The sequence below is a fragment of the Kitasatospora sp. NPDC059646 genome, from assembly GCF_042734615.1.
Classification (GTDB): domain Bacteria; phylum Actinomycetota; class Actinomycetes; order Streptomycetales; family Streptomycetaceae; genus Kitasatospora.
Genome location: NZ_JBHWDS010000003.1, coordinates 1 through 24,909, shown reverse-complemented (window position 1 = coordinate 24,909; position 24,909 = coordinate 1). Strand labels below are relative to the sequence as shown.

At 73.4% G+C, this 24,909-nt stretch carries 20 protein-coding genes and 2 rRNA genes; 10 read left to right on the top strand and 12 right to left on the bottom strand.

The window, feature by feature from the left end; genetic code table 11:
* Nucleotides 1-44: 44 nt before the first annotated feature.
* Together pruA and ACFV1L_RS02640 are read right to left on the bottom strand one after the other, a co-directional pair.
* The gene (gene pruA, locus ACFV1L_RS02645; RefSeq protein ID WP_380362502.1) at nucleotides 45-1,679 is read right to left on the bottom strand and encodes an L-glutamate gamma-semialdehyde dehydrogenase; all 1,635 of its coding nucleotides are present in this window, start codon (nucleotides 1,677-1,679) and stop codon (nucleotides 45-47) included.
* Between the two features lie 91 nt (nucleotides 1,680-1,770).
* The gene (locus ACFV1L_RS02640) at nucleotides 1,771-2,469 is read right to left on the bottom strand and encodes an HAD family hydrolase (protein ID WP_380362227.1); all 699 of its coding nucleotides are present in this window, start codon (nucleotides 2,467-2,469) and stop codon (nucleotides 1,771-1,773) included.
* Between the two features lie 284 nt (nucleotides 2,470-2,753).
* Between ACFV1L_RS02640 and ACFV1L_RS02635 the strand changes: the two genes are divergently transcribed.
* Complete coding sequence (locus ACFV1L_RS02635) at nucleotides 2,754-3,923, top strand: hypothetical protein (protein WP_380362225.1); 1,170 nt, start codon at nucleotides 2,754-2,756, stop codon at nucleotides 3,921-3,923.
* A 113-nt stretch (nucleotides 3,924-4,036) separates the two neighbouring features.
* On the opposite strand, the gene ACFV1L_RS02630 is transcribed toward ACFV1L_RS02635, so the two are convergent.
* The gene (locus tag ACFV1L_RS02630; RefSeq protein ID WP_380362223.1) at nucleotides 4,037-4,522 is read right to left on the bottom strand and encodes a hypothetical protein; all 486 of its coding nucleotides are present in this window, start codon (nucleotides 4,520-4,522) and stop codon (nucleotides 4,037-4,039) included.
* A 183-nt stretch (nucleotides 4,523-4,705) separates the two neighbouring features.
* Nucleotides 4,706-5,215, bottom strand: a complete 510-nt coding sequence (locus ACFV1L_RS02625; RefSeq protein ID WP_380362222.1) for a DUF6912 family protein — start codon at nucleotides 5,213-5,215, stop codon at nucleotides 4,706-4,708.
* Nucleotides 5,216-5,508: 293 nt separating this feature from the next.
* Here ACFV1L_RS02625 and ACFV1L_RS02620 point away from each other — a divergent pair, with 293 nt between their 5' ends.
* Entirely contained in the window at nucleotides 5,509-6,021 is a 513-nt protein-coding gene (locus ACFV1L_RS02620; RefSeq protein ID WP_380362220.1) for an Rv3235 family protein, read from the top strand.
* A gap of 124 nt (nucleotides 6,022-6,145) precedes the next feature.
* On the opposite strand, the gene secA is transcribed toward ACFV1L_RS02620, so the two are convergent.
* The gene (gene secA, locus ACFV1L_RS02615) at nucleotides 6,146-8,923 is read right to left on the bottom strand and encodes a preprotein translocase subunit SecA (protein ID WP_380362218.1); all 2,778 of its coding nucleotides are present in this window, start codon (nucleotides 8,921-8,923) and stop codon (nucleotides 6,146-6,148) included.
* A gap of 219 nt (nucleotides 8,924-9,142) precedes the next feature.
* On the opposite strand from secA, the gene ACFV1L_RS02610 reads away from it, so the two are divergent.
* Nucleotides 9,143-10,309: a winged helix-turn-helix domain-containing protein gene (locus ACFV1L_RS02610; RefSeq protein ID WP_380362216.1), complete on the top strand. Its 1,167-nt coding sequence runs from the start codon at nucleotides 9,143-9,145 to the stop codon at nucleotides 10,307-10,309.
* Between the two features lie 18 nt (nucleotides 10,310-10,327).
* On the opposite strand, the gene ACFV1L_RS02605 is transcribed toward ACFV1L_RS02610, so the two are convergent.
* Together ACFV1L_RS02605 and hpf are read right to left on the bottom strand one after the other, a co-directional pair.
* A complete protein-coding gene (locus tag ACFV1L_RS02605) occupies nucleotides 10,328-11,053 on the bottom strand; it encodes a response regulator (protein WP_380362215.1) in 726 nt (241 codons plus the stop codon).
* A 159-nt stretch (nucleotides 11,054-11,212) separates the two neighbouring features.
* Nucleotides 11,213-11,905 (bottom strand): ribosome hibernation-promoting factor, HPF/YfiA family, encoded by a 693-nt coding sequence (hpf, locus tag ACFV1L_RS02600; protein WP_380362213.1) that lies wholly within the window; start codon nucleotides 11,903-11,905, stop codon nucleotides 11,213-11,215.
* A gap of 368 nt (nucleotides 11,906-12,273) precedes the next feature.
* Here hpf and ACFV1L_RS02595 point away from each other — a divergent pair, with 368 nt between their 5' ends.
* Nucleotides 12,274-13,053, top strand: a complete 780-nt coding sequence (locus ACFV1L_RS02595) for a ComF family protein (RefSeq protein ID WP_380362211.1) — start codon at nucleotides 12,274-12,276, stop codon at nucleotides 13,051-13,053.
* Here the strand turns inward: ACFV1L_RS02595 and ACFV1L_RS02590 are convergent.
* Genes ACFV1L_RS02590 through mtrA form a run of 3 tightly spaced genes read right to left on the bottom strand, consistent with a single transcriptional unit; the run spans nucleotide 13,037 to nucleotide 17,644 of the window.
* Nucleotides 13,037-14,893 carry an LpqB family beta-propeller domain-containing protein gene (locus tag ACFV1L_RS02590; RefSeq protein WP_380362210.1) on the bottom strand — a complete coding sequence of 619 codons (1,857 nt, stop codon included), beginning with the start codon at nucleotides 14,891-14,893 and terminating at the stop codon, nucleotides 13,037-13,039. The two genes, ACFV1L_RS02595 and ACFV1L_RS02590, sit on opposite strands and share 17 nt — an antisense overlap.
* Nucleotides 14,868-16,964, bottom strand: a complete 2,097-nt coding sequence (gene mtrB / locus ACFV1L_RS02585; protein WP_380362208.1) for an MtrAB system histidine kinase MtrB — start codon at nucleotides 16,962-16,964, stop codon at nucleotides 14,868-14,870. Before mtrB ends, ACFV1L_RS02590 begins: the two co-directional genes overlap by 26 nt.
* A gap of 2 nt (nucleotides 16,965-16,966) precedes the next feature.
* On the bottom strand, nucleotides 16,967-17,644 hold the full coding sequence (gene mtrA / locus ACFV1L_RS02580; RefSeq protein ID WP_030459579.1) for an MtrAB system response regulator MtrA: 678 nt from the start codon (nucleotides 17,642-17,644) through the stop codon (nucleotides 16,967-16,969).
* Between the two features lie 226 nt (nucleotides 17,645-17,870).
* Between mtrA and ACFV1L_RS02575 the strand changes: the two genes are divergently transcribed.
* The 6 genes from ACFV1L_RS02575 (at nucleotide 17,871) to ACFV1L_RS02550 (ending at nucleotide 24,527) form a co-directional block, all read left to right on the top strand.
* Nucleotides 17,871-18,950: a glycerophosphoryl diester phosphodiesterase membrane domain-containing protein gene (locus tag ACFV1L_RS02575; protein ID WP_380362205.1), complete on the top strand. Its 1,080-nt coding sequence runs from the start codon at nucleotides 17,871-17,873 to the stop codon at nucleotides 18,948-18,950.
* 5 nt (nucleotides 18,951-18,955) lie between these two features.
* Nucleotides 18,956-19,633, top strand: a complete 678-nt coding sequence (locus tag ACFV1L_RS02570; RefSeq protein ID WP_380362204.1) for a DUF4129 domain-containing protein — start codon at nucleotides 18,956-18,958, stop codon at nucleotides 19,631-19,633.
* Nucleotides 19,630-20,880, top strand: a complete 1,251-nt coding sequence (locus ACFV1L_RS02565; protein WP_380362202.1) for a DUF4350 domain-containing protein — start codon at nucleotides 19,630-19,632, stop codon at nucleotides 20,878-20,880. Before ACFV1L_RS02570 ends, ACFV1L_RS02565 begins: the two co-directional genes overlap by 4 nt.
* Nucleotides 20,859-21,863: an AAA family ATPase gene (locus ACFV1L_RS02560; protein ID WP_380362201.1), complete on the top strand. Its 1,005-nt coding sequence runs from the start codon at nucleotides 20,859-20,861 to the stop codon at nucleotides 21,861-21,863. The genes ACFV1L_RS02565 and ACFV1L_RS02560 overlap by 22 nt, the downstream gene beginning before the upstream one ends.
* 86 nt (nucleotides 21,864-21,949) lie before the next feature.
* Nucleotides 21,950-23,263, top strand: a complete 1,314-nt coding sequence (locus ACFV1L_RS02555) for a DUF58 domain-containing protein (RefSeq protein WP_380362199.1) — start codon at nucleotides 21,950-21,952, stop codon at nucleotides 23,261-23,263.
* 28 nt (nucleotides 23,264-23,291) lie between these two features.
* A complete protein-coding gene (locus ACFV1L_RS02550) occupies nucleotides 23,292-24,527 on the top strand; it encodes a hypothetical protein (RefSeq protein WP_380362198.1) in 1,236 nt (411 codons plus the stop codon).
* A 107-nt stretch (nucleotides 24,528-24,634) separates the two neighbouring features.
* On the opposite strand, the gene rrf is transcribed toward ACFV1L_RS02550, so the two are convergent.
* Nucleotides 24,635-24,751 (bottom strand): 5S ribosomal RNA (gene rrf / locus ACFV1L_RS02545).
* A gap of 65 nt (nucleotides 24,752-24,816) precedes the next feature.
* Nucleotides 24,817-24,909 (bottom strand): 23S ribosomal RNA (locus ACFV1L_RS02540); the annotation flags it as partial.

Genomic DNA, 24,909 nt, shown 5'->3' with positions numbered 1-24,909 from the left:
CCTTCCTGGACACCTTGTCCAAAGCCGCCCGGACGGCTTGTACGTCACTCGGGCGACCACTCCATGTGCGGGTGGACGTAGTCCGTCGGCGGCGTGAACGTCTCCTTGATCGACCTGGTGGACGTCCAGCGCAGCAGGTTCTGCGCCGCGCCCGCCTTGTCGTTGGTGCCGGACGCCCGCCCGCCGCCGAACGGCTGCTGCCCGACCACCGCGCCGGTCGGCTTGTCGTTGACGTACAGGTTTCCGGCGGTGAACCGCAGCCGCTCCACCGCCCTCGCGACGGCCCGCCGGTCCTGCGCGATCACCGAGCCGGTCAGGCCGTACGGGGCGGCCTCGTCGACCCGGTCGAGCGCCTCCTCCCAGCGGGCGTCCTCGTACACCTGGACCGCCAGGACCGGCCCGAAGTACTCGGTCGAGAAGATCTCGCCGCGCCGGTCGCCGCCGAGCAGCACGGTCGGCCGGACGAACCAGCCGATCGCGTCGTCGTACTGCCCGCCCGCCAGCAGCTCGACCTGCGGGTCGGCCTTGGCGCGCTCCACGGCGTCCCGGACGCGGGCGAAGGCGCGGGCGTCGATCAGCGCGCCCATGAAGTTGCTCAGGTCGGTGACGTCGCCGACGGTCAGCGCGTCCACCTCGCCCAGGAAGTCGTCCTTGATCCTGCGCCACAGGCTGCGCGGCAGGTACGCCCGGGACAGCGCGGAGCACTTCTGGCCCTGGTACTCGAACGCGCCGCGCAGCATCGCCGTGCGCAGCACCGCCGGGTCGGCGGACGGGTGGGCGACCAGGAAGTCCTTGCCGCCGGTCTCGCCGACGATCCGCGGGTAGCCGCGGTAGCGGCCGATGTTGCGGCCGATCTCCCGCCACAGGTGCTGGAAGGTGCCGGTGGAGCCGGTGAAGTGCAGGCCGGCCAGCGCCGGGTCCCGCAGCGCCACCTCGGTCACCGCCTGCCCGTCGCCGGTGACCAGGTTGACCGTGCCGGGCGGCAGGCCGGCCTCCTCCAGCAGGCGCATCAGGAAGTGCGCGGACAGCATCTGCGCCGGTGCGGGCTTCCACACCACCGTGTTGCCCATCAGCGCGGGCGCGGTCGGCAGGTTCCCGGCGATCGCCGTGAAGTTGAAGGGGGTGATCGCGCAGACGAAGCCCTCCAGCGGGCGGTGGTCGGCCCGGTTCCACACCCCCGGGCCGGAGAACGGCTGCTCCGCCAGGATCTGCCGGGCGAAGTGCACGTTGAACCGCCAGAAGTCGACCAGCTCGCAGACGTCCAGCTCGGCCTGCTGCACGGTCTTCGACTGCCCCAGCAGGGTGGCCGCGACCAGCGTGGCGCGCCACGGCCCCGCCAGCAGGTCCGCGGCGCGCAGGAACACCGCCGCCCGGTCGTCGAACGACAGGCCCCGCCACTCCGGCGCCGCCGCCAGCGCCGCGTCCACCGCGTCCCGCACGTCGGCCGCCGTCGCGTTGCCCTGCACGCCGAGCTTCGCCGCGTGGTGGTGCGGCTGCACCACCTCGATCCGCTCACCGCCGCCGAGCCGCTGCCCACCGCCGACGGTCATCGGCAGCGCGGTGTGCTGCCCCGCCAGGTGGTCCACGAGGCGCAGCAGCCGGGCCCGCTCGGGGCTGCCCGGCGCGTACGCCAGCGGCGGCTCGTTGACCGGGGTGGGGACGGTGGTGACCGCGTCGATCGGCATGGTGCTCAACTGCTCCGTACGGTGGTGCGGGTGCTTCCCCTACCAGGGTGAACGCGTGCGCCCGTGTTGACGTGCCGTGACACGCCTACCGCGACAGTTCCTCCGCCACCGCGACGGCCTCCGCCAGCGAATCCACCACCGGCACCCCGACGTGCACCAGCTTCTCCCGGGTGTGCGAACCGCCGGTGTACAGCACCGCCTTGATCCCGTGCTCCAACGCCGCGAGCGCGTCGTCCGCGGCGTCCCCGATCAGCACCGTCCGGCCGCGGTCGATCCCGGCGCCCAGCGCCCCCAGGTGCACCGCCAGCTCCGCCGCCTTGCGCCCGCCGGCCGCCCCGCGCCGCCCGTCCACCCGCACGAAGTGCGGTGTCAGGCCGAACCCGTCCACCACCGGCACCAGCTGCTCGTGCGCGTACATCGACAGCAGCGACTGGCTCCGCCCGGCCGCCACCCAGCCGCCCAGCAACTCCTCCGCCCCGGGCGTCAGCCCGCAACTCGGAAACAGCTCCAGGTACTTGACGTGGAACGCGTCGTCCGCCGCCAGCCACTCCGCCTGGCTCGGCGCCCGCCCCAGCAACCGCTCGTAGAACCGCGGGATCGGGATCTCGTACTGCGCCCGGTACTCCTCCAGCGTCATCGGCGCGATCCCCATCAACCCCAACGCCGCATTGCTGGCCCCCAGCACCGCCGGCATGTCCGACAGCAGGGTCCCGTTCCAGTCCCAGACTATGTGTGTACGCACCCGCCAAGGGTAGGGCCCCGGCGAGGACTCCTCCCACCGCATTCCGCCCGTCCGCCGACCGCCGCACCGCCCACCCGACCTGCCACGGGCCGGTGCGCGAATTCCGGAAAAGGCGACGCAATTCGCATGACGGACAATTTCGCCCACCTTTCGGCAGCGCCTCGCCCCCGCCCCGGCACGGCGGGCGTGCCGTCGCAGACCTCGCCGTTCGGTCGATAATTTTGCCGGCCCATTAGCCGAAGCACTCGCCCCGCATCGGCATTCCGTGATATTCACCGCCCGGACCCCGAAGACTCGGCCTCCGAATCCGTGACAGAAAAGGGAAAATGGGAATTCGCAAGCGCTTGATCGGGCACGGCGGGGGCACCACCGCCCTTCTCGTCGGCCTGCTGGCCGCCGCCGCACTGCCCGGAGCCCCGGCGTACGCGGCACCGGCCGCCGCGGCCTCGCACAGCACCTCCTTGCCCGCCCGGGACGGCGACCTCGACCTCGACGGCACGCCGGACCTGATCGTCCCCGGCGGCACCGGCGTCGTCCCGCCCGGCCTGTGGCTCTCCACGGGACGACCCGACGGGACGGTGTCGCCCACCCCGATCAACATCGGCATCAACGGCCTCGGCGTCGGCACCACGGGCAGCCCGAGCGACTGGAACGGCGCCCAGACCGTCACCGGCGCCTTCTGCGGCAACGGCACCCAGGACGTCCTCGCCTACTACCCGACCGGGACCACCCCGGGCAGCGGCCACGGCGTCATCCTGTGCGGCGACGGCAGCACCGGCCCGCTCGGCACCACCACCGCCCCGCTGCTCGTCGGCGCGCTCACCGACACGAACGGCACCGCCGCCGCCCAGGTCGTCAATGCGGGCAACACCAGCAACCTGGCAACCGGCCACCCCGACCTGCTGGCCGCCTTCGGCAACCAACTGGTCCTGCTCCACTCCAGCACCCCCAACGGCTACACCACCGACGCCGACTTCGGCTGGGGCCTCTGCCTGGCCAGCTGCAACGTCCTGACCGGCCTCAACTCCCCGGACGGAACCCAGGACTGGAGCAGCTGGACGGTGGCCACCGCCCAGCGCGCCGACGGCACCGCCGCCTACCTGTGGAACCCCGCCACCGGCGCCCTCCACCTGTGGACCGGCCTCAAGCTCTCCGCCGACGGCACCACCCTCACCACCACCGGCGCCTACACCCTCGCCGCATCCGCCTGGAACACCGGCAGGACCCTGACCCTGCGCGCCGCCGCCCTCGACGACACCGGCGCCCCGGTGCTCTGGGCGACCGACCGCGCGACCGGCGTGACCACCACCACCCGACCGGCCGCGCTCACCGACGCCCCGGCCGTCATCACCACCAGCACCACGCTCGTCTTCTCGACTCCGTCCGGGACGTCCAAGCATCCGCACCGGCCCGGTCACCCCGGCGACGACACCGCCGTCGGCGGCCGCGGCGACGACGACCGCACGTGCCCGCCGACCGACTGCACCTCCGGGTGACAGCGGTCCCCGGTTCCTGACCGCCCTTCCGCACGGACGCGAACGGCCCGCCGGTCTCCCGGCGGGCCGTTCCGCTGCGCCGGAGCGCGCCACCTGCGGGCCCCGGCACGGGTTCAGGCCGTGGCCTTGCCCGCCGCGACCAGGGCGGCCAGTGCGGTGCGCTGCACGCAGGCCAGCAGCGCGACCGTCACCGCCCCCATCACCAGTGCGAACAGCACGTGTCCGGCCGTCGACGCCACCGCCGTTCCCAGCGCGCCGAGCAGCAGATGGCTGCCGAGCCGCAGCCCCACGAGTGCGAACGCGACCTTCCGGGTGCCCTTGCCGCGCCAGAGCAGCTTCGCCAGCTTCAGCCGGGTGCGGAGCATCGTCAGCGACACCGCCAGGTTCACGGCCGCCAGCGCCACCAGCGCCGGCCAGGCCGAGGGGAACGCCCGGAGCAGGTCGAACGCCCCGGCGAGCACGCCCTCGAAGCCGAAGAACCACACCGGCAGCCGCATCTCCGCGGCGCTCGGCACCCCGGCGCGCCCAGCCCCGGAGTCCCCGACCGTGACGGCGTCCCCCACCTGCACGGTCTCCGCGCCGATCACGATGCTGCTCATGACGTCCCCCGTACTCCGCTGCGTCCTCCCCGGCCCCTCGCCGGCGGTGACTCCACTGTGCCGGTCGGGCGGGCGCCGCTCCCAGGGTCTGCGCTCACCGGCTCGACATGACGGATGTCATGGGCCGGCGAACACGAGGACCCCGCCGCGGCGGGGTCCTCGGGACGCGGAAGGGTACGGCGGTCAGGCGATCAGGCCGGGGATCTCCTGGGTGGCGAACCAGAGCAGCTCGTGGTCCTCGGCGCCGTCGACGGTGAACTGCGCGTCCTGGTCGCCCCGGTCGGCGGCGGCGACGGCCTCGGCCGCGGCGGCCACGTCGGCCTCGACGTCCGGGTCGGCGGCGTCGGCGTGCACGGCGGCGGCCTTCGCGAGCCGGACCGGGCCGGCCAGCACCACGCGGCCCAGCGACGCCTGGTCCTGGTACTCGTCGCCGGGGAACGGCGACACCGCGGAGTCGGCGACCTCGACGGCCACCACGACGCGCCGGCGCGGGGCCTTCGGGTCGGCGGCCAGCAGCCGGACGGAGGACAGCGCGGCCCGGTTGAGCGCCGCGTACTCCAGCTCCTCCAGGTCGTCGCTGACGTACCACTCGCGCAGCGCCGGAGTCACCGCGTAGGCCACGCTCTGCTCCAGGACTCCCTCGGGGTGCGCCGCCGCCAGGTCGTTCAACGTGGTGGGCACGTACACGCGCATGGGGGCACCCTTCTCGGTCACAGTGCGACGGACCAAGAATACGCAGCCCGCCGGCCGCCCTCGTCCGCTGGGCCGGTCAGGGGACGCTCGGTGTCCCCCTTGGTGCCGCTCGGCGGCCGACCGTGCGTCAACTCGGCGACCTGACGGGCCCGCCGGATCCCTGCCGCCGCTGCGGACCTCACCCGCACGGGTGGAATTCCCGGCCGTCCCGCGCCTGCCGGGCAGGGCTTGGGCCCGGCGTGCCCCGCCCGGTAGCAAGGAGGCACACCGCCCCGACCACCGAGAAGGACCCGATGACCGAGCAGCTCACCCGGACGCCCGGCCCCCGCATCCGTCCGCTGGTCCACCCGGTGCACGCCGCCCGCCGGCCCGTCCGGCACCCGCACCCGGTCGGCGAGGCCGCCCGGACCGTCCGCAGCCCGCGGGCGGCGTGCGAGGGCGGGCGGCCGGCCCGCCCGCGCAGCGTCGCCCCGTCCCGGACCGGCCACAGCGACCTGGCCACCCGGTTCGCGCGCCGCCTGGTCGAGGTGCTCTGCGGAGTCCGCCCGGTGCACCAGTTGCAGCGGCACACCACGCTGCCGGGCTTCCACCAGTTGGCCGCCCTCACCCGCAGCGGCCCGCTCCGCCCGCGCGGCCGGTCCTGGCAGCCCCGCCTCGGCCACGTCCACGACTCGGCCCCGGTCCCGGGTGCGGTCGAGGCCTGCGTCCGGGTCGAACTCGGCCCCCGCCACCACATGCTGGCGTTCCGTCTGGAACTGCACACCCGCACCGGCCAGTGGCAGTGCGCCGCCGTCGAGGCCCGCTGACCCGCGACCGGCCCCGGGGCGCGCTCCCCGGCCGGCACCGTCCCGCCTCGCCGCCGGTGCACACAGCAGACGGGGCGCCACCCCCCGGAAGAGGGGTGACGCCCCGTCAGGAGCCGTTGCCCGGTCAGGCCTTGCGGCGGCGGCCCTTCGCGGCCTTGGCGGCCTTGCGGCGCTCGGCGCGGGTCAGGCCGTCGCCGTCGGCGACCACGCCGTCCTCGTCGAACTCGCCCTCGACCACGCCGCCGCCGACCTCGTCGGACGGGGCGGTGTAGTGGAGCTTCTTGCGCTCGGGGGCCTCCAGGCCCTTCGCGCGGATCTCCGGGCGGGCGGCGGGGACGGTGGCGTCCTTCTCCAGCTTGTCGAGCAGCACCTGCTCGTCGTCCGGCACCGGGACCTCCTCGACCTGCTGCTCGACCTGGACCTCCAGGTTGAACAGGTAGCCGACGGACTCCTCCTTGATGCCCTCCATCATCGCGGAGAACAGGTCGAAGCCCTCGCGCTGGTACTCGACCAGCGGGTCGCGCTGGGCGTAGGCGCGCAGCGCGATGCCCTCCTGCAGGTAGTCCATCTCGTAGAGGTGCTCGCGCCAGCGGCGGTCCAGCACCGAGAGGACGACGCGGCGCTCCAGCTCGCGCATGATCTGGTCGCCGAGCTGGTCCTCGCGCCGGCCGTAGGCGGCGGCGATGTCCTCCTGGATGACCTTGGTGAGGTACTCGGAGGTGAGGCCGCCGTTCTCCGCGGCGTCCTCCTCCAGCTCGTCGAGGTCGAGGGAGATCGGGTAGAGCTGCTTGAGGGCGGTCCACAGCTTCTCGAGGTCCCAGTCGTCCTCGAAGCCCTCGCCGGTGGCGGCCTCGACGTACGCGGCGACGGTGTCGTCCATGAAGTGGCCGACCTGCTCCTGCAGGTCCTCGCCCTCCAGGACGCGGCGGCGCTCGCCGTAGATGACCTCGCGCTGGCGGTTGAGGACCTCGTCGTACTTGAGGACGTTCTTGCGGATCTCGAAGTTCTGCTGCTCGACCTGGGTCTGCGCGGAGGCGATGGCGCGGGTGACCATCTTCGACTCGATCGGCACGTCCTCGGGGACGTTCGCCATGGAGAGCACGCGCTCGACCATGCCGGCCTTGAACAGGCGCATCAGGTCGTCGCCCAGCGAGAGGTAGAACCGGGACTCGCCCGGGTCGCCCTGGCGGCCGGAGCGGCCGCGCAGCTGGTTGTCGATCCGGCGGGACTCGTGGCGCTCGGTGCCCAGGACGTACAGGCCGCCGATCTCCTGCACCTCCTCCTGCTCGGCCTTGACCGCGGCCTTGGCCTTCTCCAGGGCGGCCGGGAAGTTGGCCTCGTACTCCTCCGGGGTGTCCTCGGGAGTGATGCCGCGCTGGGCGAGCTCGGCGGCGGCCAGGTGCTCGGAGTTGCCGCCGAGCATGATGTCGGTGCCGCGGCCGGCCATGTTGGTGGCGACGGTGACGGCGCCCTTGCGGCCGGCCTGGGCGACGATCTGCGCCTCGCGCTCGTGGTGCTTGGCGTTCAGCACCTCGTGCGGGATGCCGCGCTTGCGCAGCTCCTGGGACAGGTACTCGGACTTCTCGACCGACACGGTGCCGACCAGCACCGGCTGGCCCTTCTCGTGGCGCTCGGCGATGTCCTCGACCACGGCGGCGAACTTGGCCGGCTCGGACTTGTAGATCAGGTCGGGCTGGTCGATCCGCTTGGGGGTCTTGTTGGTCGGGATCGGGACCACGCCGAGCTTGTAGATCTGGTGGAACTCGGCCGCCTCGGTGGTGCCGGTACCGGTCATGCCGGACAGCTTGTCGTACAGGCGGAAGAAGTTCTGCAGGGTGATGGTGGCCAGCGTCTGGTTCTCGTTCTGGACCTCGACGCCTTCCTTGGCCTCGATCGCCTGGTGCATGCCCTCGTTGTAGCGGCGGCCGGCCAGGATGCGGCCGGTGTGCTCGTCGACGATCATGACCTCGCCGTTGATCACGACGTAGTCCTTGTCCCGCTTGTACAGCTCCTTCGCCTTGATGGCGTTGTTCAGGAAGCCGACCAGCGGGGTGTTCACCGACTCGTAGAGGTTGTCGATGCCCAGGTAGTCCTCGACCCGGGTGACGCCCTCCTCCAGGATGCCGACGGTGCGCTTCTTCTCGTCGACCTCGTAGTCGCGCTCGATCTTCAGTCGCTGCACCAGCTTGGCGAAGTCGCTGTACCACTTGGTGGCCTGGTCGGCCGGGCCGGAGATGATCAGCGGGGTGCGGGCCTCGTCGATCAGGATCGAGTCGACCTCGTCGACGATCGCGAAGTTGTGGCCGCGCTGGACCAGTTCGTCCTGCGACCAGGCCATGTTGTCGCGCAGGTAGTCGAAGCCGAACTCGTTGTTGGTGCCGTACGTGATGTCCATCGCGTACTGGCGCTTGCGCTCGGCCGGCGTCATGTTCGCCAGGATCACGCCGACCTCGAGGCCCAGGAAGCGGTGCACCCGGCCCATCCACTCCGAGTCGCGCTCGGCGAGGTAGTCGTTGACGGTGATCAGGTGCACGCCCTTGCCGGTCAGCGCGTTCAGGTACGCGGGCAGGGTGCCGACCAGGGTCTTGCCCTCGCCGGTGCGCATCTCGGCGACGTGACCGTAGTGCAGCGCGGCGCCGCCCATGATCTGCACGTCGTAGTGGCGCTGGCCCAGCACGCGCTTCGCGGCCTCGCGGACGGTGGCGAACGCCTCGGGGAGGAGGTCGTCCAAGCTCTCACCGTCGGCCAACCGGGCCTTGTACTCGTCGGTCAGTGCGCGCAGCTCGTCGTCGGTGAGGTTGACGAAGTCCTCTTCGATCGAGTTGACCTGGGCGGCAATCCGCTGCAGCTTGCGGAGGATCTTACCCTCGCCTGCGCGCAGGATCTTGTCGAAGACGGACACGTGAGCGGGCTCCTTGCCTGGATCGGCTCTGGATGACTGACGGCGGGGAGTCCACCCCACCGTACGGGCCATCGTATGCGAGGAGGCCGAGCGGCCGGGAGGTCCGTCAGCACGCTATTCCTGTGTCACCCGTGGGAGCACATCGGCCGAAGCAGGGTCCAAACGGTCAAAGCGCTCGGGCGTGGCCGGTCTGTCAGTGCCCTGTCCTAGCCTCGCCCCATGGCTGCGACCCCTGCCCCGACCGTCCGGATCTCCGCCGACCACGCCCGCCGGCTCGCCCTGCGCGCCCAGGGCCTGCTCGGCTCGCCCGACCGCCGCGCGGGCGCCCGCGGCGTGCTGCGCCGCCTCGGCGCCGTCCAGCTGGACACCATCTCGGTGCTCGCCCGCTCGCACGAGCTGGTGCCGTACGCCCGGCTCGGCGCGGTCGGCCGGCGGCCGGTCGAGCAGGCGTACTGGGGGCACGGGGCGGCCTTCGAGTACTGGTCGCACGCCGCCTGCATCCTGCCGATCGAGGAGTGGCCGCTGTTCGCGTTCCGCCGCCGCGCCAACCGGGCCAAGGGCCGGGTCTGGGGCCACCAGGTCTCCGAGGAGGTGTACGCGCAGGTCATCGACCAGCTGCGCGCCGAGGGCCCGCTGACCTCGACCGGCCTCGGCGGGGCGAAGCGGACCGCCGAGTGGTGGGACTGGTCCGACACCAAGATCGCCGTCGAGCGGGCGCTGGCCTTCGGGGACGTGGTGGTCACCCGGCGGCGGGGCTGGAAGCGCGTCTACGACCTGGCCGAACGGGCCGTCCCCGGCGAGTTGTTCGAGCAGGACCCGACCGACGCCGAGTGCCTGGAGCGGCTGGTCGCCCAGGCCGGCGCCGCCCTCGGGGTGGCCACCCGGGCCGACCTGATGGACTACCACCGCCTCAAGGGCGCCCAGGTGGACGCGGCGCTGCCGGCCTCCGGGCTGGTCCCGGTCGCGGTGGAGGGCTGGTCCGCGCCGGCCTGGGCGGACCCGGCGGCGCTGGAGTCGGAGCCGCGCGGCCGGCACCGCACCACCCTGCTGTCCCCGTTCGACTCGCTGATCTGGGACCGCCCGCGCACCGAGCGGATCTTCGGCATGAGCCACCGGCTGGAGGCGTACACCCCCAAGCACAAGCGGGTGCACGGCTACTTCGCGATGCCGCTGCTGGCCGGCGGCCGCCTGGTCGGCCGGGTCGACCCGGCCCGCGAGGGCGCCACCCTGGTCGCCCGCCAGGTCTCGCTGGACGGCCCGCGCTCGGTGCCCGCGCTGGCCGAGGCTCTGCGCGAGGCCGCCTCCTGGGTGGGCTGCTCGGACGTGCGGGTGGAGCGGCTGGACGACGAGGCGCTCCGCCCGGAGCTGGAGAAGCTGCTGGCCTGACGGGCCATCGGGTTCCGCTCAGCCTATTTCGAGGATCTTTTCACGCATCGCGTAGACCACGGCCTCCATCCTGGAGTGCAGCTGGAGTTTCTCCAGGATGTTGCGCACGTGGTTCTTCACGGTGTTCTCGCTGATGAACAGCTCCTTGGCGATCTCCCGGTTGTTCATCCCGGTGGCCACCAGCTTGAGCACCTCCAGCTCCCGGTCGGTCAGCCGGGGCGCGGGCACCAGCTCCCGGTCGTCGGAGCGGCGCTGGATCATCGACTTGAACTCGGTCAGCAGCTTGGCCGCCATCGACGGGCTGATCTGCGACTGGCCGTCGGCCACCGCGCGGATCGCGGTGGCCACCTCGTCGGTGGAGATCTCCTTCAGCAGGTAGCCGGTCGCCCCCGCCTTGATCGCCTCGTAGAGGTCGGCCTCCTCGTCGCTGATCGTCAGCATGATGATCTTGGCGCTGGGCACCACGTCCTTGATCGCGGTGCACGCCTCGATGCCGCTGCGCCGGGGCATCCGGACGTCCATCAGGATGATGTCGGGCAGCAGGTCGGCGGCCTTCAGCACGGCCTCCGCGCCGTCGCCGGCCTCGCCGATGACCCGGATGTCGTCCTCCTCGGCGAGCACGATCTCCAGGCCGCGGCGGAACAGCGCGTGGTCGTCCACCACCAGCACCCGGATCGGCTCCGCGCGACGCGACGACCAGTCGGCGTCCTCCGGGCCCAGGCCCTCGCGCGAAAGCTCCCCCATCCGCTCCTCCCCCGCCTCCGGTCACGTGACGCGCCCATCATTCCACGCCCCGGACGGCGTGCGATCACCCTGCGCCGCCGAACCGCCCGGCTGGGTGACTCCCGAACACCGGTGACCCCGGCGGCCGTTCACGGCCGCCGGGGTCACCGCGCCCGCCGGTCAGTCCTCCTCGGGCCCGTTGATCGCGCCCCCGGCCCCGGCGTAGTCCACCGCCGCGGCCCCGTCCTCCTTCAGGTGAATCACGCCGTAGTGGTAGCCGTGCCGGCGGTAGACCACGCTCGGCAGGCCGCTGTCCTTCTCCTGGAACAGGTAGAAGTCGTGGCCCACCAGCTCCATCGCGTACAGCGCCTGGTCCAGCGACATCGGCGCGGCGGAGTGGGTCTTCTCGCGGACCACCAGCGGCCCGTCCCCCTCGACCTCCAGGCTGCCCGCCAGCGTCTTGCGGACCGCGCCGTTGACGCCCTCGGTGGCCTCCGTCGCGGGCAGCTCGGCCAACGCGGCGGTCGCGGCGGCGACGCTCACCGGGCCGCGCCCGTTGGTGCCGCCCTTGTGCACCCGGCGGCGGTCGGCGGACTTGCGCAGCTGCGCCTCCAGCTTCGCCGAGGCCAGGTCGAGCGCGGCCCACGGGTCGTTGGCGGACGCCTCGGCCCGGATCACCGGGCCCCGGCTGCGGAGGGTGATCTCCACCCGGTCGGAGCGGTCGGCCTGCCGCGGGTTGTGCTCCTTGGACACCTCGACGTCGAGGCTGATCGCCTTGGCGTCGAACTTCTGGACCTTCTCCAGCTTCTCGGCCACGTGCTCGCGGAACCTCTGGGGCACCTCGGTCTTGCGGCCCTTGACGACGATGTCCACGCAGAACTCCGATCCCTTGTGCTGACCGGCCCGGAGTGCGTCCCGGACCGGCGTGAGACCCAGCCGGACCAGCCGGTCACCGCCCGCCCCCGGAACACCGCCCGGGAGACCCGCGAGAACCGCCGGCCCCTTACCTCACTTCCTCCCCACCAGGAGCGTTCGAAACCCCTGGAGCCTCATGCAACACCTCGCCCGGGGATCTCGCCTCCCCAGTCGAACGAACGTACCGACGAGCGGTCGGCGGTCCGGCTGTTCCCCCCTGTTTACCCTCCTACGGGTGAAACAGTGGTGAACGACTGGACAACACGCCTGACACCGCCCACCGTATGGCTGAAGTCGCCGCCCGGCGAGCGTTCCGGAGGGGTTCCGTGACGAGCCGCAGCACCGCCAACCGGCCCGGATCCGGACCCGCACCGATCCTCGCCGCCCTGCTCGACCTGCTGATCCCCGCCCGCTGCGCCGGCTGCGGCGACGGCGCAGCGGGCCTGTGCCCGCCCTGCCGCGCGCTGATCGACGGCACCGCCGCCGGGCCGGCCGGACCGGTGCGCCCGCCGCCCGGCCTGCCGCCGGTGCACGCCGCCGCCCCCTACGCCGGGCCGGTGCGCCAACTGCTGATCGCCCACAAGGAACGCGGCGCGCTCCGGCTGGCCGGCCCGCTCGGCCGGGCGCTGGCCGCCGCGGTCCGCTCCGCCACCGGCGCGGGCGCCGCCCCGCTGCTGCTGGTCCCGGTGCCGTCCGCCCGGGCCGCCACCCGGGCCCGCGGCCACGACCCGATGCTGCGCCTGGCCCGGGCCGCGGCCCGCGAACTGCGCCGCGGCGGGGTGGCCACGCTGGTCGCCCCGGTGCTGCGGCAGGCCCGGCCGGTGGCCGACCAGGCGGGGCTGGGCGCGGCCGAGCGGCACCGCAACCTGCACGGGGCGCTGACCGTGCCGGCCCGGCTGGCCGTCCCGCTGGCCGGCCACCGCCTGGTGCTGGTGGACGACCTGGTCACCACCGGGGCGAGCCTCGCCGAGGCGGCCCGGGCCCTGCGCGCGGCCGGCTGCCCGCCGAGGGCGGCGGCCACCGTCGCGGCGGTCGCCCGGCGCGGCCCCGGGCCCGGCCGGCGGGGTGCGCCGGCCGGGGAGGCCGGGATCAGCCCGGGTAGATGAACGCGCCGGCCGGGGCCTTGCTGGGCACCTCGTGCCACTGGTTGTCCTTCAGCCGGTACAGGCCGCGCCCGGAGGCGGTCAGCACGGCCGGGCTGACCTGGTCGCTCTGCCCGCGGGCCTCGGTCGCGGACAGCGCCGTCATCGACTCGCCGCCCTGCAGCGGGGAGTCGGTGGACTGCGAGCCGTCGGTGCCGAGGAAGTGCAGCTGCTGCAGCCGGTCGGCCTCCTTGCCGAGCACCACCAGCTGGTCGGCGTCGCTCCAGGAGACGGCGGCGACCTCGGTGAGCTGCGGGGCGATGTCGCGCAGCGCGGTGATCCGGGCGGCCGGCGCGGCCGGGGTGCCGCTGTGCGTCACCAGTCCGAGGGCCAGCGTGGTCGGGCCGTTGCCGCGGCGCAGCAGCAGCGCGATCCGGGTGCCGTCGGAGGAGATCCGCAGCGACTGCACGGAGCGCCCGTCGAGGTCGTCGACCGTCACCGGGACGACGGTGCGGTCGCGGACCATCAGCACCTTGGGCGCGGCCGGGTCGCGGTCGACCAGCCACAGGTCCTGGCGGCCGTCCCAGCTGGGCGAGGCCAGGCCCTGGCCGGGCTGCGGGGCGCGGCTGGAGGTGACCGACTCGCCGTACTTGTCGGTCTCGGTCAGGCCGGTGCGGAACAGGTTGCGGCCGTCGTTGGCGATCACCGCGACGGCGTTGCCGTCCCGGCGGACGGCGAGTTCGCCGACCCTGGGCTGGCCGCCCTGCGAGACCTGGCCGAGCACGCCGAGGACCGGGGCCGGCTCCATGCCGTCCAGGTAGCGGGTGAGACGGCCGTCGGAGAGCTGGATGTAGGCCTGGGTGCCGTTCTCGCCGCCCGCCAGCACGCCCGGGGCGACCGGCGCGGCCTCGGCGGCGGTGATCGTGCAGCCGCCGCTCTTGGGCGTGGACAGGTCGAGCCGGTCCAGCTTGCCCTGCTGGTCGACCAGGGTCTGGAAGAGCTGCTGCGCCATCTGCCGGCAGCCGGTCTGGTTCCTGCCGAGGTCGGCGCCGTCCACCTTGACGGTGGCGACCCGGTTGTCGCCGGCGGTGACGCCGAGCACCTTGACGCCGTCGAGCTTGGAGGTGACCACCGGGCGCAGCCACTGGGAGGGGCCGTCGGCGGTGGCCTGGGCGGCCTCGGTGAGCGGGTCTATTCGGCGGCGCAGGTAGATCGGGTCGGCGACCAGCACCGGGTTGGCCTGGGCGCGTTCGCTGGTCGGGTCGGGGGCGGCGAAGAAGTACCGGTGGACCGGCTTGTAGGTGTTCTTGAAGTTGGTCTGGTCGACGATCAGCCCGTCGGGCAGCGCGTCGATCCGCCACTGGCCGGCGTCGGGGCCGTCGGTGATCTTCACGAAGGTGAAGTCCTGCTGGTAGGCGACGCCGGAGCGGGCCTCGTAGGTGTGCCGGCCGTCGAGTTCGGCGACCTGCTTGCCGCTGACGCTGATCTGGGCGGTGGTCGCGTCCTGCGCCAGGTCGGGGCGGCTCAGGTGCGGGGCCTCGGTCAGCACCACCACCTGCGCGTCGGGGCGCCAGCGCTTGGCGGCGTCCGCGGTCAGGTACTGCTTGGCGGTGTCGTAGTCGGCCTGGTCGGCGTTGGAGGAGTCGAGGAAGCCGGCCAGCAGGTCGCCGGGGCTCTCGCCCTTGTGCGGGGCGACCGGGTAGACGTGCACCTGGACGCCGTCGGCGGCGCCCTGCGGCACGCCGAGGCCCTGCGGCGCACCGCCGGAGGGCATGGCGACGCACCCGGTGGCGGTGGCCGCGAGCAGGGCGGCGCCGCCCAGCGCGCGGGTCCGCCGCTCAGCCGTCCTGTCGTTCCTGTGCACCGGTGGTCCCCTCCTGGTCGGTCTCGGCGCCGTCCGGTGCGGGCGGGGCCGGGTGGGTCGGGCGGCCGCTGCGGTCCACCACGATCTGCGCGCCGGTGGCGCCGTAGCCGGCGGCTCCGGCGCGGACGTCGGACGGGTCGGCCACCGGGGCGGCGCTCGGCCGGCCGAGGCCGGGGCCGATGCTGAGCACCCCGCCGAGGCCGGAGCCGAAGGTGTGCCGCTCGGCGTCCGGGGTCTCCGGGACGGTGGTGGACTCGCCGCGCACCGCGCGCCGGTAGGGCGCGCCGACCGAGGACATGCCGCGGTTGTGCCGGGAGTCCTCCGGCTCCAGCCGGAACGGGGCCCGGGAGATCTCGCCGCCGCGGGTGCGCGGCAGGGTGAGCCGGAAGTGCGAGCCGCCGCCGGGCTCGCCCCAGGCCTGCAGCCAGCCGCCGTGCAGGTGGGCGTCCTCGACCGCGATGGACAGGCCCAGGCCGGTGCCGCCGGTGGTGCGGACCCGGGACGGGTCGGCGCGCCAGAAGCGGTGGAAGACCCGGGAGGCCTCGCCGGGCTTGAGGCCGATGCCGTAGTCGCGCACGCCGACGGCGACCGCGCCGTCGCCCGCCCCGAGCCGGATCACCACGTCCCGGCCCTCGCCGTGTTCGAGCGCGTTGACCACCAGGTTGCGCAGGATGCGCTCGATCCGGCGGCTGTCGACCTCGGCGATCACCGGGTTCTCGCCGCCGCGGATCAGCACCGCGCTGCCCTTGGCGCGGGCCAGCGGGTCGGCGGCCTCGACGACGCGGGTGACGATGTCGCGCAGGTCGACCGGTTCGGCGTCCAGGATGGCCGCGCCGGCGTCGAAGCGGCTGATCTCCAGCAGGTCGGCGAGCAGCGACTCGAAGCGGTCCAGCTGGTCCTGGAGCAGCTCGGCGGAGCGGGCCGCCATCGGGTCCAGGTCCTCGCGGCTGTCGTAGATCAGGTCGGCGGCCATCCGCACGGTGGTCAGCGGGGTGCGCAGTTCGTGCGAGACGTCGGAGACGAACCGCCGCTGCACGCGGGAGAGTTCCTCCAGTTTGCGGATCTGCGCCTGGAGGCCGTTGGCCATCCGGTTGAACGAGTCGCCGAGGCGGGCGATGTCGTCGGTGCCGGTGACCTTCATCCGCTCGTCGAAGTGCCCGTCGGCCAGCCGCTCGGAGATCCCGGCCGCCATCCGGACCGGGGTGACGACCTGGCGGACCACCAGCCAGGCGATGCAGCCCAGCAGGATGACCAGGAACAGCCCGGCGGTGGCCAGCGTCCCCATCACCAGGTTCAGGGTGCTGGTCTCCTGGTAGAAGGAGAACACGTAGTACAGCTGGTACGGGTTGCCGTCGGGGCCGGTGAACTGCTTGCCGATCGCCAAGCCCTTGTTGTCGTCGGGCTTGGCCTGGCTGTCGGGGGCGCGGTGCAGCTTGACCGGCTGCTCGTGCGGGACGGACGGCTCGGCGGCGACCAGGGCGCGCAGCTCGGGGGTGATCGAGTCGGGCAGGATCGAGCCCGAGTAGCGGGCGCCGCGCAGGCCGGCGCTGGGGGCGCTCTCCTCCTGGACGCCGGGGGCGATGGCGATCACCGAGTAGACGCCGGCGCCGCCGGACGCCATGTCGGAGACCTGCTTGGTCAGCCAGGCGTTGATCTGGTCGCGGGTCGGGTCGGCGGTCGCGCCGGCCTTGGCCTGCAGGTTGATCGCCTCGTTGATCTTGTCCTGCTCGATCTGGAAGCCGCCGATGGCCTGCCCGTGGGCGGCCTTCTGCTTGGCCTCCAGCAGACCGTTGCGGACCTGGGCGACCACCACCACGCCGAGCACCAGCACCAGCACGAACGACAGCAGCAGCGTCGCCGCGACCACCCGCAGCTGGATCGACCGGCGGTACAGCGCCAGCGCCCGGCCGACCGGGCGGCGGAACTGGCGGGTCACCGGCGCGAGCAGCGCCGTCCACCACCGCCGCCGGCGCGGCCGGCCGGTGGTGGAGCTCAGCACATCGCCGCGCACAGCGGCCTCCCCGTCGGAGAACTCGTCCGACGGGGAGGCGTCAGCCTGCACTTCGCTCATCCTCAGCTGGGCCCGGCCTTGTAGCCGACGCCGCGGACGGTGACCACGATCTCGGGGCGCTCCGGATCCTTCTCGATCTTGGAGCGCAGGCGCTGCACGTGCACGTTGACCAGGCGGGTGTCGGCCGCGTGCCGGTAGCCCCACACCTGCTCCAGCAGCACCTCGCGGGTGAACACCTGCCAGGGCTTGCGGGCGAGCGCGACCAGCAGGTCGAACTCCAGCGGGGTCAGCGGGATGCCGCGGCCCTCGCGCTTGACCGAGTGCCCGGCGACGTCGATCACCAGGTCGCCGATGGTCAACTGCTCGGGCGTGGGCTCCTCGGCCCGGCGCAGCCGGGCGCGGACCCGGGCGACCAGTTCCTTGGGCTTGAACGGCTTCGTGACGTAGTCGTCGGCGCCCGACTCCAGGCCGACCACGATGTCGACCGTGTCGGTCTTCGCGGTCAGCATGACGATCGGAATGCCCGACTCGGCCCGGATCTGGCGGCACACGTCGATGCCGTCCCGCCCGGGCAGCATCAGGTCGAGCAGTACGAGGTCCGGCTTGGTCTCCCGGAAGGCGGCCAGCGCCTTGTCCCCGTCCGCGACGAAAAACGGCTCAAAACCCTCACCACGCAGCACGATGCCGAGCATCTCGGCCAGTGCGGTGTCGTCATCGACGACGAGGACACGTCCCTTCATGACTCCATCTTCTCATCACGCGAATGTGACCTGACGCACAGCCGTCCCGTCGACGGCCCCCCGGCCGCCGGCCGAACCAGTCATACCATCGCAAAGGTATCGGCTCGGCGGCCATGCCCGGACCGTTGTCGATCAGCAACGGGATACCCCTGGGGTACGCGTGCGCACCATGGCACGATAAGCACCCCGAAGCACCCGTCCCAGGGTGCCCCGACGAGGAGCGTCGATGACCGAGACCCCGGGTTGGACCTCACCCGGCTCTCCCGAGCCCGCGCCCGGAACGCCCGAATCCGGCCACCCGGCTCCCCCGGCACCACCGGCCACCGCCGCACCCCTGCCGCCGTACTCCGCGCCGGCCCCGCCGACCGGCCCGAAGCCCGGCATCGTCCCGCTCCGGCCGCTCGGCTTCGCCGAACTGATGGACGGCGCGTTCGCGCTCGTCCGCCGGTACTGGAAGACCGCGTTCGGGCTCAGCCTGGTCCTCGCCTGCACCCTCGAACTCGTCCAGGCCGGCGTCTCCTGGTGGATCCACGTCGACGGCACGCAACTGCAGGCGACGTTCTCCTCCTACTACACGCTGCCGCTCGCCATGCTCGCCGGCGTGGTCGCCACCGGCCTGCTCACCCCCGTCATCGGCAACAGCCTGCTCGGCCGCGACACCGGCCCCAAGGAGGCCTGGGCGCAGGCCCGCCCGCACCTCGGGCGCCTCCTCGGCCTGGCCCTGCTGCTCACCCTGATCCTGCTCGGCTCGCTCGCCGTGCCGATCGTCCCGCTGTTCCTGCTGGCCGCCGCCGGCGACGCGCCCGGCCTGCTGCTGCTCGTCCTGCCCGCCCTGGTCCCCGCGCTCTGGATCTGGATCAAGCTGTCCTTCGCCGCCCCCGCACTGGTCCTGGAACGGCAGGGCGTCCTCGGCGCGATCAAGCGGTCCTGGCACCTGGTCCGCGGCTCCTGGTGGCGGATCTTCGGCACCACGACCCTGTTCGGGCTCGCCGTCGGCCTGCTCTCCGCCGTGCTCACCGTCCCCGGCGAGATCGTCGCCATGCTGATCGGCGGCACCCCGGGCACCCCCGACGCCTCCGACGGCGCCGCCGCGATCAGCATCGGCATCATGGCGGTCTGCGGTGCCCTCGCCAACACCCTCACCGTCCCGCTCACCGGCGCCCTGCTCGGCCTGCTCTACGTCGACCAGCGGATCCGCCGCGAGGCACTCGACCTCGAACTGGCCCGCGCCGCCGGCCTGCCCGGCCACTACACCCCCGCACCCGCCCCGCCCGTCCCGGGCCAGTACACCCCGCCGGGAGCCTGACGACCATGGGACTCCGGGGGGGAGGGACGCTGCTCGCGGACGGCGTCCCCGTCACCGTGCCGCGCGACGCCGCCCGCGACGCCGCGCACGAAGAACTCCGCAAGGCCGTCTATCACCAGCACGAACCCGGCCTCGTCGACCGCTTCCTGACCTGGCTCCAGGACCGGCTCGACGACCTGTTCAACGGCGGCGCCGGCACCCCGCTCGGCGGCGGCGACGGCGCCGCCCTCGCGGTGCTGCTCGTCATCGTCGCGATCGTCGCCGTCCTGCTCTGGCGACGCTACGGCGCGCCCCGCCGCGAAGCCCGCTCCACCGGCACCCTGTTCGCCGCCGACGGCCCCCGCAGCGCCGACCAGCACCGCCGGGCCGCCGCCGACCACGCCGCCCGCGGCGACTGGGCCGACGCCGTCCGCGAACAGATGCGCGCCCTCGTCCGCGGCCTGGAGGAGCGCACCGTCCTCGACCCGCGCCCCGGCCGCACCGCCGACGAGGCCGCCGCCGAAGCCGGCCGCGCCCTGCCCGAACGCGCCCGCGAACTCGCCTCCGCCGCCCGGCTGTTCGACGACATCGCATTCGGCGAACGGACCGCCGACGAGACCGCCTACCGGCTCCTCGCCGACCTCGACCGCGCCCTCGAACGCACCCGCCCCACCCCCGTGGCCGCCGGCGGAGGAACCGCATGACCACCACCGCACCCCCGCCCGCCACCGCCGACGAGGCCGCGGAACCGCCCGCCGAACCCGGCACCGCACCCGCCACCGCACCCCGCACCACCCTGCGCACCCTGTGGCGGCGCTGGCGCTGGTGGCTGCTCTCCGGCCTCGCCCTGCTGCTGGTCGGCACCATGGTCGCCGGCATCCCCGGCTCCGACTCCTACGCCCCGCTCGACCCCCGCTCCGGCGCCCCCGGCGGCACCCGCGCCGCCGACCAGCTCCTCCAGCAGCGCGGCGTCACCAGCCGCACCGCCACCACCGAGAGCGAACTCGCCGCCGCCCTGCGCGCCGACGACACCACCGTCGTCCTCAGCTACCCCGACGAGCTGCCCTACCAGGAACTCGCCCGACTCGCCGCACTGCACCGCGGCGCCCGCAGCCGCCTGGTGCTGGTCGCCCCCGACCAGCCCGTCCTGAACGCCTTCGGCCCGGGAATCTCCACCTACTACTCCGACGCCGACGGCAACAACGCCGTCGCCCCGTCCTGCAAACTCCCCGAGGCCGTCAACGCCGGCGCCGCCCAACTCGGCGGCCAGAGCTACGACCCCGGCCCCGCCGACACCGGCTGCTACCCGCACGGCGGCACCCGCCGCTCCCTGGTCAGCCGCACCACCGGCACCCAGCAGCTGATCGTCGTCGGCAGCGCCCGCCCGTTCACCAACGAACGCCTCGACCGCGAAGGCAACGCCGCACTCGCCCTCGGCCTGTTCGGCGCCCACCGCCAACTCGTCTGGCAGACCCCCGACCACGGCGTCACCACCGGCACCACCGCCGGCGGGCACAAGACCATCGACCAGCTCATCCCGGCCGGCTGGCACTGGGCCACCCTGCAACTCGCCATCGCCGCCCTGCTCGCCGTCGTCTGGCGCGCCCGCCGGCTCGGCCCCGTCCTCAGCGAACGACTGCCCGCCGTGGTCCGCGCCTCCGAGACCACCGAAGGGCGCGCCCGGCTCTACCACCGCGCGAACGCCCGCGGCCACGCCGCCGAAACCCTGCGCCGCGCCACCCGCCGCCGGGCCGCCACCGCCCTCGGCCTCCCGCACACCTCCGGGGACCCCGACCGCACCGTCCTCACCGAGGCCGCCGCCGCCCGGCTCGGACGCCCCGCCGCCGACCTCCAGCACCTGCTGTACGGCCCGGCCCCCACCGACGACGCCGCCCTGCTGCGGCTCGCCGACGAACTCGACGACATCGAATGGCAGGTACGACAGCCGTGACCGACCAGCTCACCAAGACCGACCCCGGCCGCACCCGCGACGCCCGCGCCGCCCTCACCGGCCTGCGCGACGAGATCGCCAAGGCCGTCGTCGGCCAGGACGCCGCCGTCACCGGCCTGGTCGTCGCGCTGCTCTGCGGCGGCCACGTCCTGCTCGAAGGCGTCCCCGGCGTCGCCAAGACCCTGCTGGTCCGCACCCTCGCCACCGCCCTGGACGTCGAGACCAAGCGCATCCAGTTCACCCCCGACCTGATGCCCGGCGACGTCACCGGCTCCCTCGTCTACGACACCCGCACCGCCGAGTTCTCCTTCCAGCCCGGCCCCGTCTTCACCAACCTGCTGCTCGCCGACGAGATCAACCGCACCCCGCCCAAGACCCAGGCCGCCCTCCTGGAGGCCATGGAGGAGAAGCAGGTCACCGTCGACGGCGAACCCCGCAAGCTCCCCGAGCCGTTCCTCGTCGCCGCCACCCAGAACCCCGTCGAGTACGAGGGCACCTACCCGCTGCCCGAAGCCCAGCTCGACCGCTTCCTGCTCAAGCTGATCCTGCCGCTGCCCACCCGCGACCAGGAGTTCCAGGTCCTCTCCCGGCACGCCACCGGCTTCGACCCGCGCGACCTCGCCTCGGCCGGCGTCCGCCCCGTCGCCGGCCCCGCCGACCTGGCCACCGCCCGCGCCGAGATCGGGGCCCTCACCGTCTCCCCCGAGATCCTCGCCTACATCGTCGACCTGGTCCGCGCCACCCGGAACTCGCCCTCGCTCGCCATGGGCGTCTCCCCGCGCGGCGCCACCGCCCTGCTCAACACCTCCCGCGCCTGGGCCTGGCTGGCCGGCCGCGACTACGTCACCCCCGACGACGTCAAGGCGCTCGCCCTGCCCACCCTCCGGCACCGCATCCAGCTCCGCCCCGAGGCCGAGATGGAAGGCACCACCGCCGACAGCGTCATCCAGGCCGTCCTCGCCCAGACGCCCGCGCCGCGCTAGCCGCCACGCCGGGGGAGCGACCCCTCCCCCGGCCCGCAGCCCGGCACCGACGCGCCCACCGCCCCAGAAAGCGAGCCCAGCACCCCATGGCCCTGACCGGCCGCACGGCCCTCATCGCCGCCCTCGGCGCCCTCCTGGTCGGCCTCGTGCTCCCCTCCTGGACCGGCATCGGCGTGGTCATGCTGCCGCTGCTCGCCGCGATCGTCGCCGACCTGGTGCTCGCCGCCCCCGTCCGCCGCCTCACCCTGGAACGCTCCGGCAACCCCAGCGTCCGCCTCGGCGAAACCGTCGACGTCCACCTGCTCGTCGCCAACCCGTCCCGCCGCCCGCTGCGCGCCCGGATCCGCGACGCCTGGTACCCCTCCGCCTGGGCCGCCGGCACCTCCCTCACCGCCTCCCGGCACTCCGTCACCGTCCCCGCCGGCGAACGCCGCCGCCTCACCACCCGGCTCGCCCCCACCCGGCGCGGCGACCACCACAGCGGCCGCGTGACCGTCCGCTCCCTCGGCCCGCTCGGCCTCGCCGGCCGCCAGGCCAACCTCGACGCCCCCTGGCGGATCCGCGCCCTGCCGCCGTTCGCCAGCCGCAAGCACCTCCCGTCCCGCCTCGCCCGCCTGCGCGAACTCGACGGCCGCACCTCCGTCCTGACCCGCAGTCAGGGCACCGAATTCGACTCCCTGCGCGAATACCTGCCCGGCGACGACGTCCGCTCCATCGACTGGCGCGCCAGCGCCCGCCGCAGCGTCGTCGCCGTCCGCACCTGGCGCCCCGAACGCGACCGGCACGTCCTCGTCGTCCTCGACACCGGCCGCACCTCCGCCGGCCGCGTCGGCGACGCCCCCCGGCTCGACGCCGCCCTCGACGCCGCCCTGCTGCTCACCGCCCTCGCCACCAAGGCCGGCGACCGCGTCGACCTGCTCGCCCACGACCGCCACCGCCGCACCGCCGTCGCCGGACGCTCCCCCTCCGAGATCCTCCCCGCCTTCACCGAGGCGATGGCCCTCCTGGAACCCGCCCTGATCGAGACCGACCTGCGCGCCCTGGTCTCCACCGCCCTCCGGATGGCCCCCCACCGCTCCCTGATCGTCCTCCTCACCGGCCTCGACGCCCACCAGATCGAGGACGGCCTGCTCCCCCAACTCCCCCTGCTCACCAAGCGCCACGAAGTCGTCCTCGCCTCCGTCGCCGACCCGCGCCTCGACGAACTCGTCAACACCCCCCGCACCACCGTCCGCGACGTCTACGGCGCCGCCGCCGCCGAACAGACCCGCGCCGACCGCCGCCGCACCGCCGAGCTCCTCACCCGCCGCGGCGTCACCGTCCTCGACGCCCCGCCCGAGGCCATCGCCCCGGCGCTCGCCGACACCTACCTCACGCTCAAGGCCGCCGGCCGCCTCTGACCTCGCACAGCCACCACGGGAGCCGACGATGAACGACCTTCAACTGATCAGCGACGGCGACGGGTTGGCGGTCATCGGCGACCCGGCCGCAGTCGAACGCTTCCTCCTCTCCGAGGGCCTCCCCTCCCAGGACCTCGGCCTGCCGCGCCTCGGCTCGGCCTTCGGAGCGGCCTCCGGAGCCGCCCAGGCGGCCTCCGAGATCGCCGCCAACTCCGGCCGCTGGGTGAAGCTCACCGAGAAGTCCGCGAAGGCCCTCCAGAAGCACAAACTGATGAAGGGTTCGAGCCCGGGCAGCAGCCGAGCGGTGCTGATGGAGAACGGCAGGACCAAGGGAATCCTCGAACTGGTGCGGACACCGGGCTCGTTGCTCTCCAACCCCGCCGTCCTGGCCGGCGCCGCCGGGCTCATGGCGCAACTCGCCATGCAGCAGACCATGGACGAGATCACCGACTACCTCGCCACCATCGACGAGAAGGTCGACGACGTGCTCCGCGCCCAGAAGGACGCGGTGGTGGCCGACATGATCGGTGCCGGCTTCGTCATCGAGGAGGGTCTGGCCGTCCGGGAACAGGTCGGCCGGGTCTCCGAGGTCACCTGGGCCAAGGTCTCGCTCACCTCCGTCACCATCGCCCGCACCCAGGCCTACGCACTGCGCCAACTCGACGCGCTCGCCGAGAAGATGGAGCAGAAGACCAGGATCGGCGACCTCGCCAAAGCCTCCAAGGATGCCGAGTCCACCGTCCGGGAGTGGCTCGCCGTCCTGGCCCGCTGCTTCCAACTCCAGGACGCCATCGCCGTCCTGGAGCTCGACCGCGTCCTGGACACCTCGCCGGACGAGCTGGACCTGCACCGCCTCGCCATCCGCACTGCCCGGCAGAACCGCACCGAGCTCATCGCCCGCTGCACCGAACGCCTGCTGGCCCGCGTCGACGCGGCCGTCGGTACCGCCAACACCAAGGTCCTGCTCCACCCGACCGCCTCCCCCGCCGTGGTGAGTTCGGGCAACCAGGTCGCCACCGCCGTCGTCGCCTTCCGCGGCCGGCTCGGCATCGAGCACGACCAGCAGTCATTGGACGCCCGCCGCTGGGTGGACGCGGCCACGGAGGCCCGGAACAAGGTGCTCGAAACGGGGGCCGAGGGCGTCGACGCCGCCAAGCGACTCGGCACCGAGACCTTCGACCGGGCCAAGGCGGTGACCGGCAAACTGTCGAACGGCCTCGCCGGGCGGGTGCTTCGCCGGCGCGGGAACGACGAGGAGAACTGAGCCGCCGGAGCCCCGTGTGCACTGCATGCGGGGCTCGCCGGCGAATTCCTGCCCGTGAACGCGAGAAAGCCCCCCGCCGTGAGGCGGAGGGCTTTCCCAGAATAATTGTTCGGCGGCGTCCTACTCTCCCACAGGGTCCCCCCTGCAGTACCATCGGCGCTGTGAGGCTTAGCTTCCGGGTTCGGAATGTAACCGGGCGTTTCCCTCACGCTATGACCACCGAAACACTATGAAACTATCCACCGGAGTGGGTCGTTGTTTCAGAACAACACAGTGGACGCGAGCGACTGAGGACAAGCCCTCGGCCTATTAGTACCGGTCAACTCCACCCCTCACAGGGCTTCCATATCCGGCCTATCAACCCAGTCGTCTACTGGGAGCC

Coding starts and splice junctions, on each gene's coding strand:
- ACFV1L_RS02640 (WP_380362227.1), bottom strand. CDS start 2,469: ATGCGGTGGGAGGAGTCCTCGCCGGGGCCCTACCCTTGGCGGGTGCGT.
- ACFV1L_RS02625 (WP_380362222.1), bottom strand. CDS start 5,215: ATGCGCGTGTACGTGCCCACCACGTTGAACGACCTGGCGGCGGCGCAC.
- ACFV1L_RS02570 (WP_380362204.1), top strand. CDS start 18,956: ATGGGACTCCGGGGGGGAGGGACGCTGCTCGCGGACGGCGTCCCCGTC.
- ACFV1L_RS02565 (WP_380362202.1), top strand. CDS start 19,630: ATGACCACCACCGCACCCCCGCCCGCCACCGCCGACGAGGCCGCGGAA.
- ACFV1L_RS02605 (WP_380362215.1), bottom strand. CDS start 11,053: ATGGGGGAGCTTTCGCGCGAGGGCCTGGGCCCGGAGGACGCCGACTGG.
- ACFV1L_RS02630 (WP_380362223.1), bottom strand. CDS start 4,522: ATGAGCAGCATCGTGATCGGCGCGGAGACCGTGCAGGTGGGGGACGCC.
- ACFV1L_RS02550 (WP_380362198.1), top strand. CDS start 23,292: ATGAACGACCTTCAACTGATCAGCGACGGCGACGGGTTGGCGGTCATC.
- mtrA (WP_030459579.1), bottom strand. CDS start 17,644: ATGAAGGGACGTGTCCTCGTCGTCGATGACGACACCGCACTGGCCGAG.
- ACFV1L_RS02610 (WP_380362216.1), top strand. CDS start 9,143: ATGGCTGCGACCCCTGCCCCGACCGTCCGGATCTCCGCCGACCACGCC.
- mtrB (WP_380362208.1), bottom strand. CDS start 16,964: ATGAGCGAAGTGCAGGCTGACGCCTCCCCGTCGGACGAGTTCTCCGAC.
- ACFV1L_RS02575 (WP_380362205.1), top strand. CDS start 17,871: ATGACCGAGACCCCGGGTTGGACCTCACCCGGCTCTCCCGAGCCCGCG.
- ACFV1L_RS02635 (WP_380362225.1), top strand. CDS start 2,754: ATGGGAATTCGCAAGCGCTTGATCGGGCACGGCGGGGGCACCACCGCC.
- ACFV1L_RS02620 (WP_380362220.1), top strand. CDS start 5,509: ATGACCGAGCAGCTCACCCGGACGCCCGGCCCCCGCATCCGTCCGCTG.
- ACFV1L_RS02560 (WP_380362201.1), top strand. CDS start 20,859: ATGGCAGGTACGACAGCCGTGACCGACCAGCTCACCAAGACCGACCCC.
- ACFV1L_RS02555 (WP_380362199.1), top strand. CDS start 21,950: ATGGCCCTGACCGGCCGCACGGCCCTCATCGCCGCCCTCGGCGCCCTC.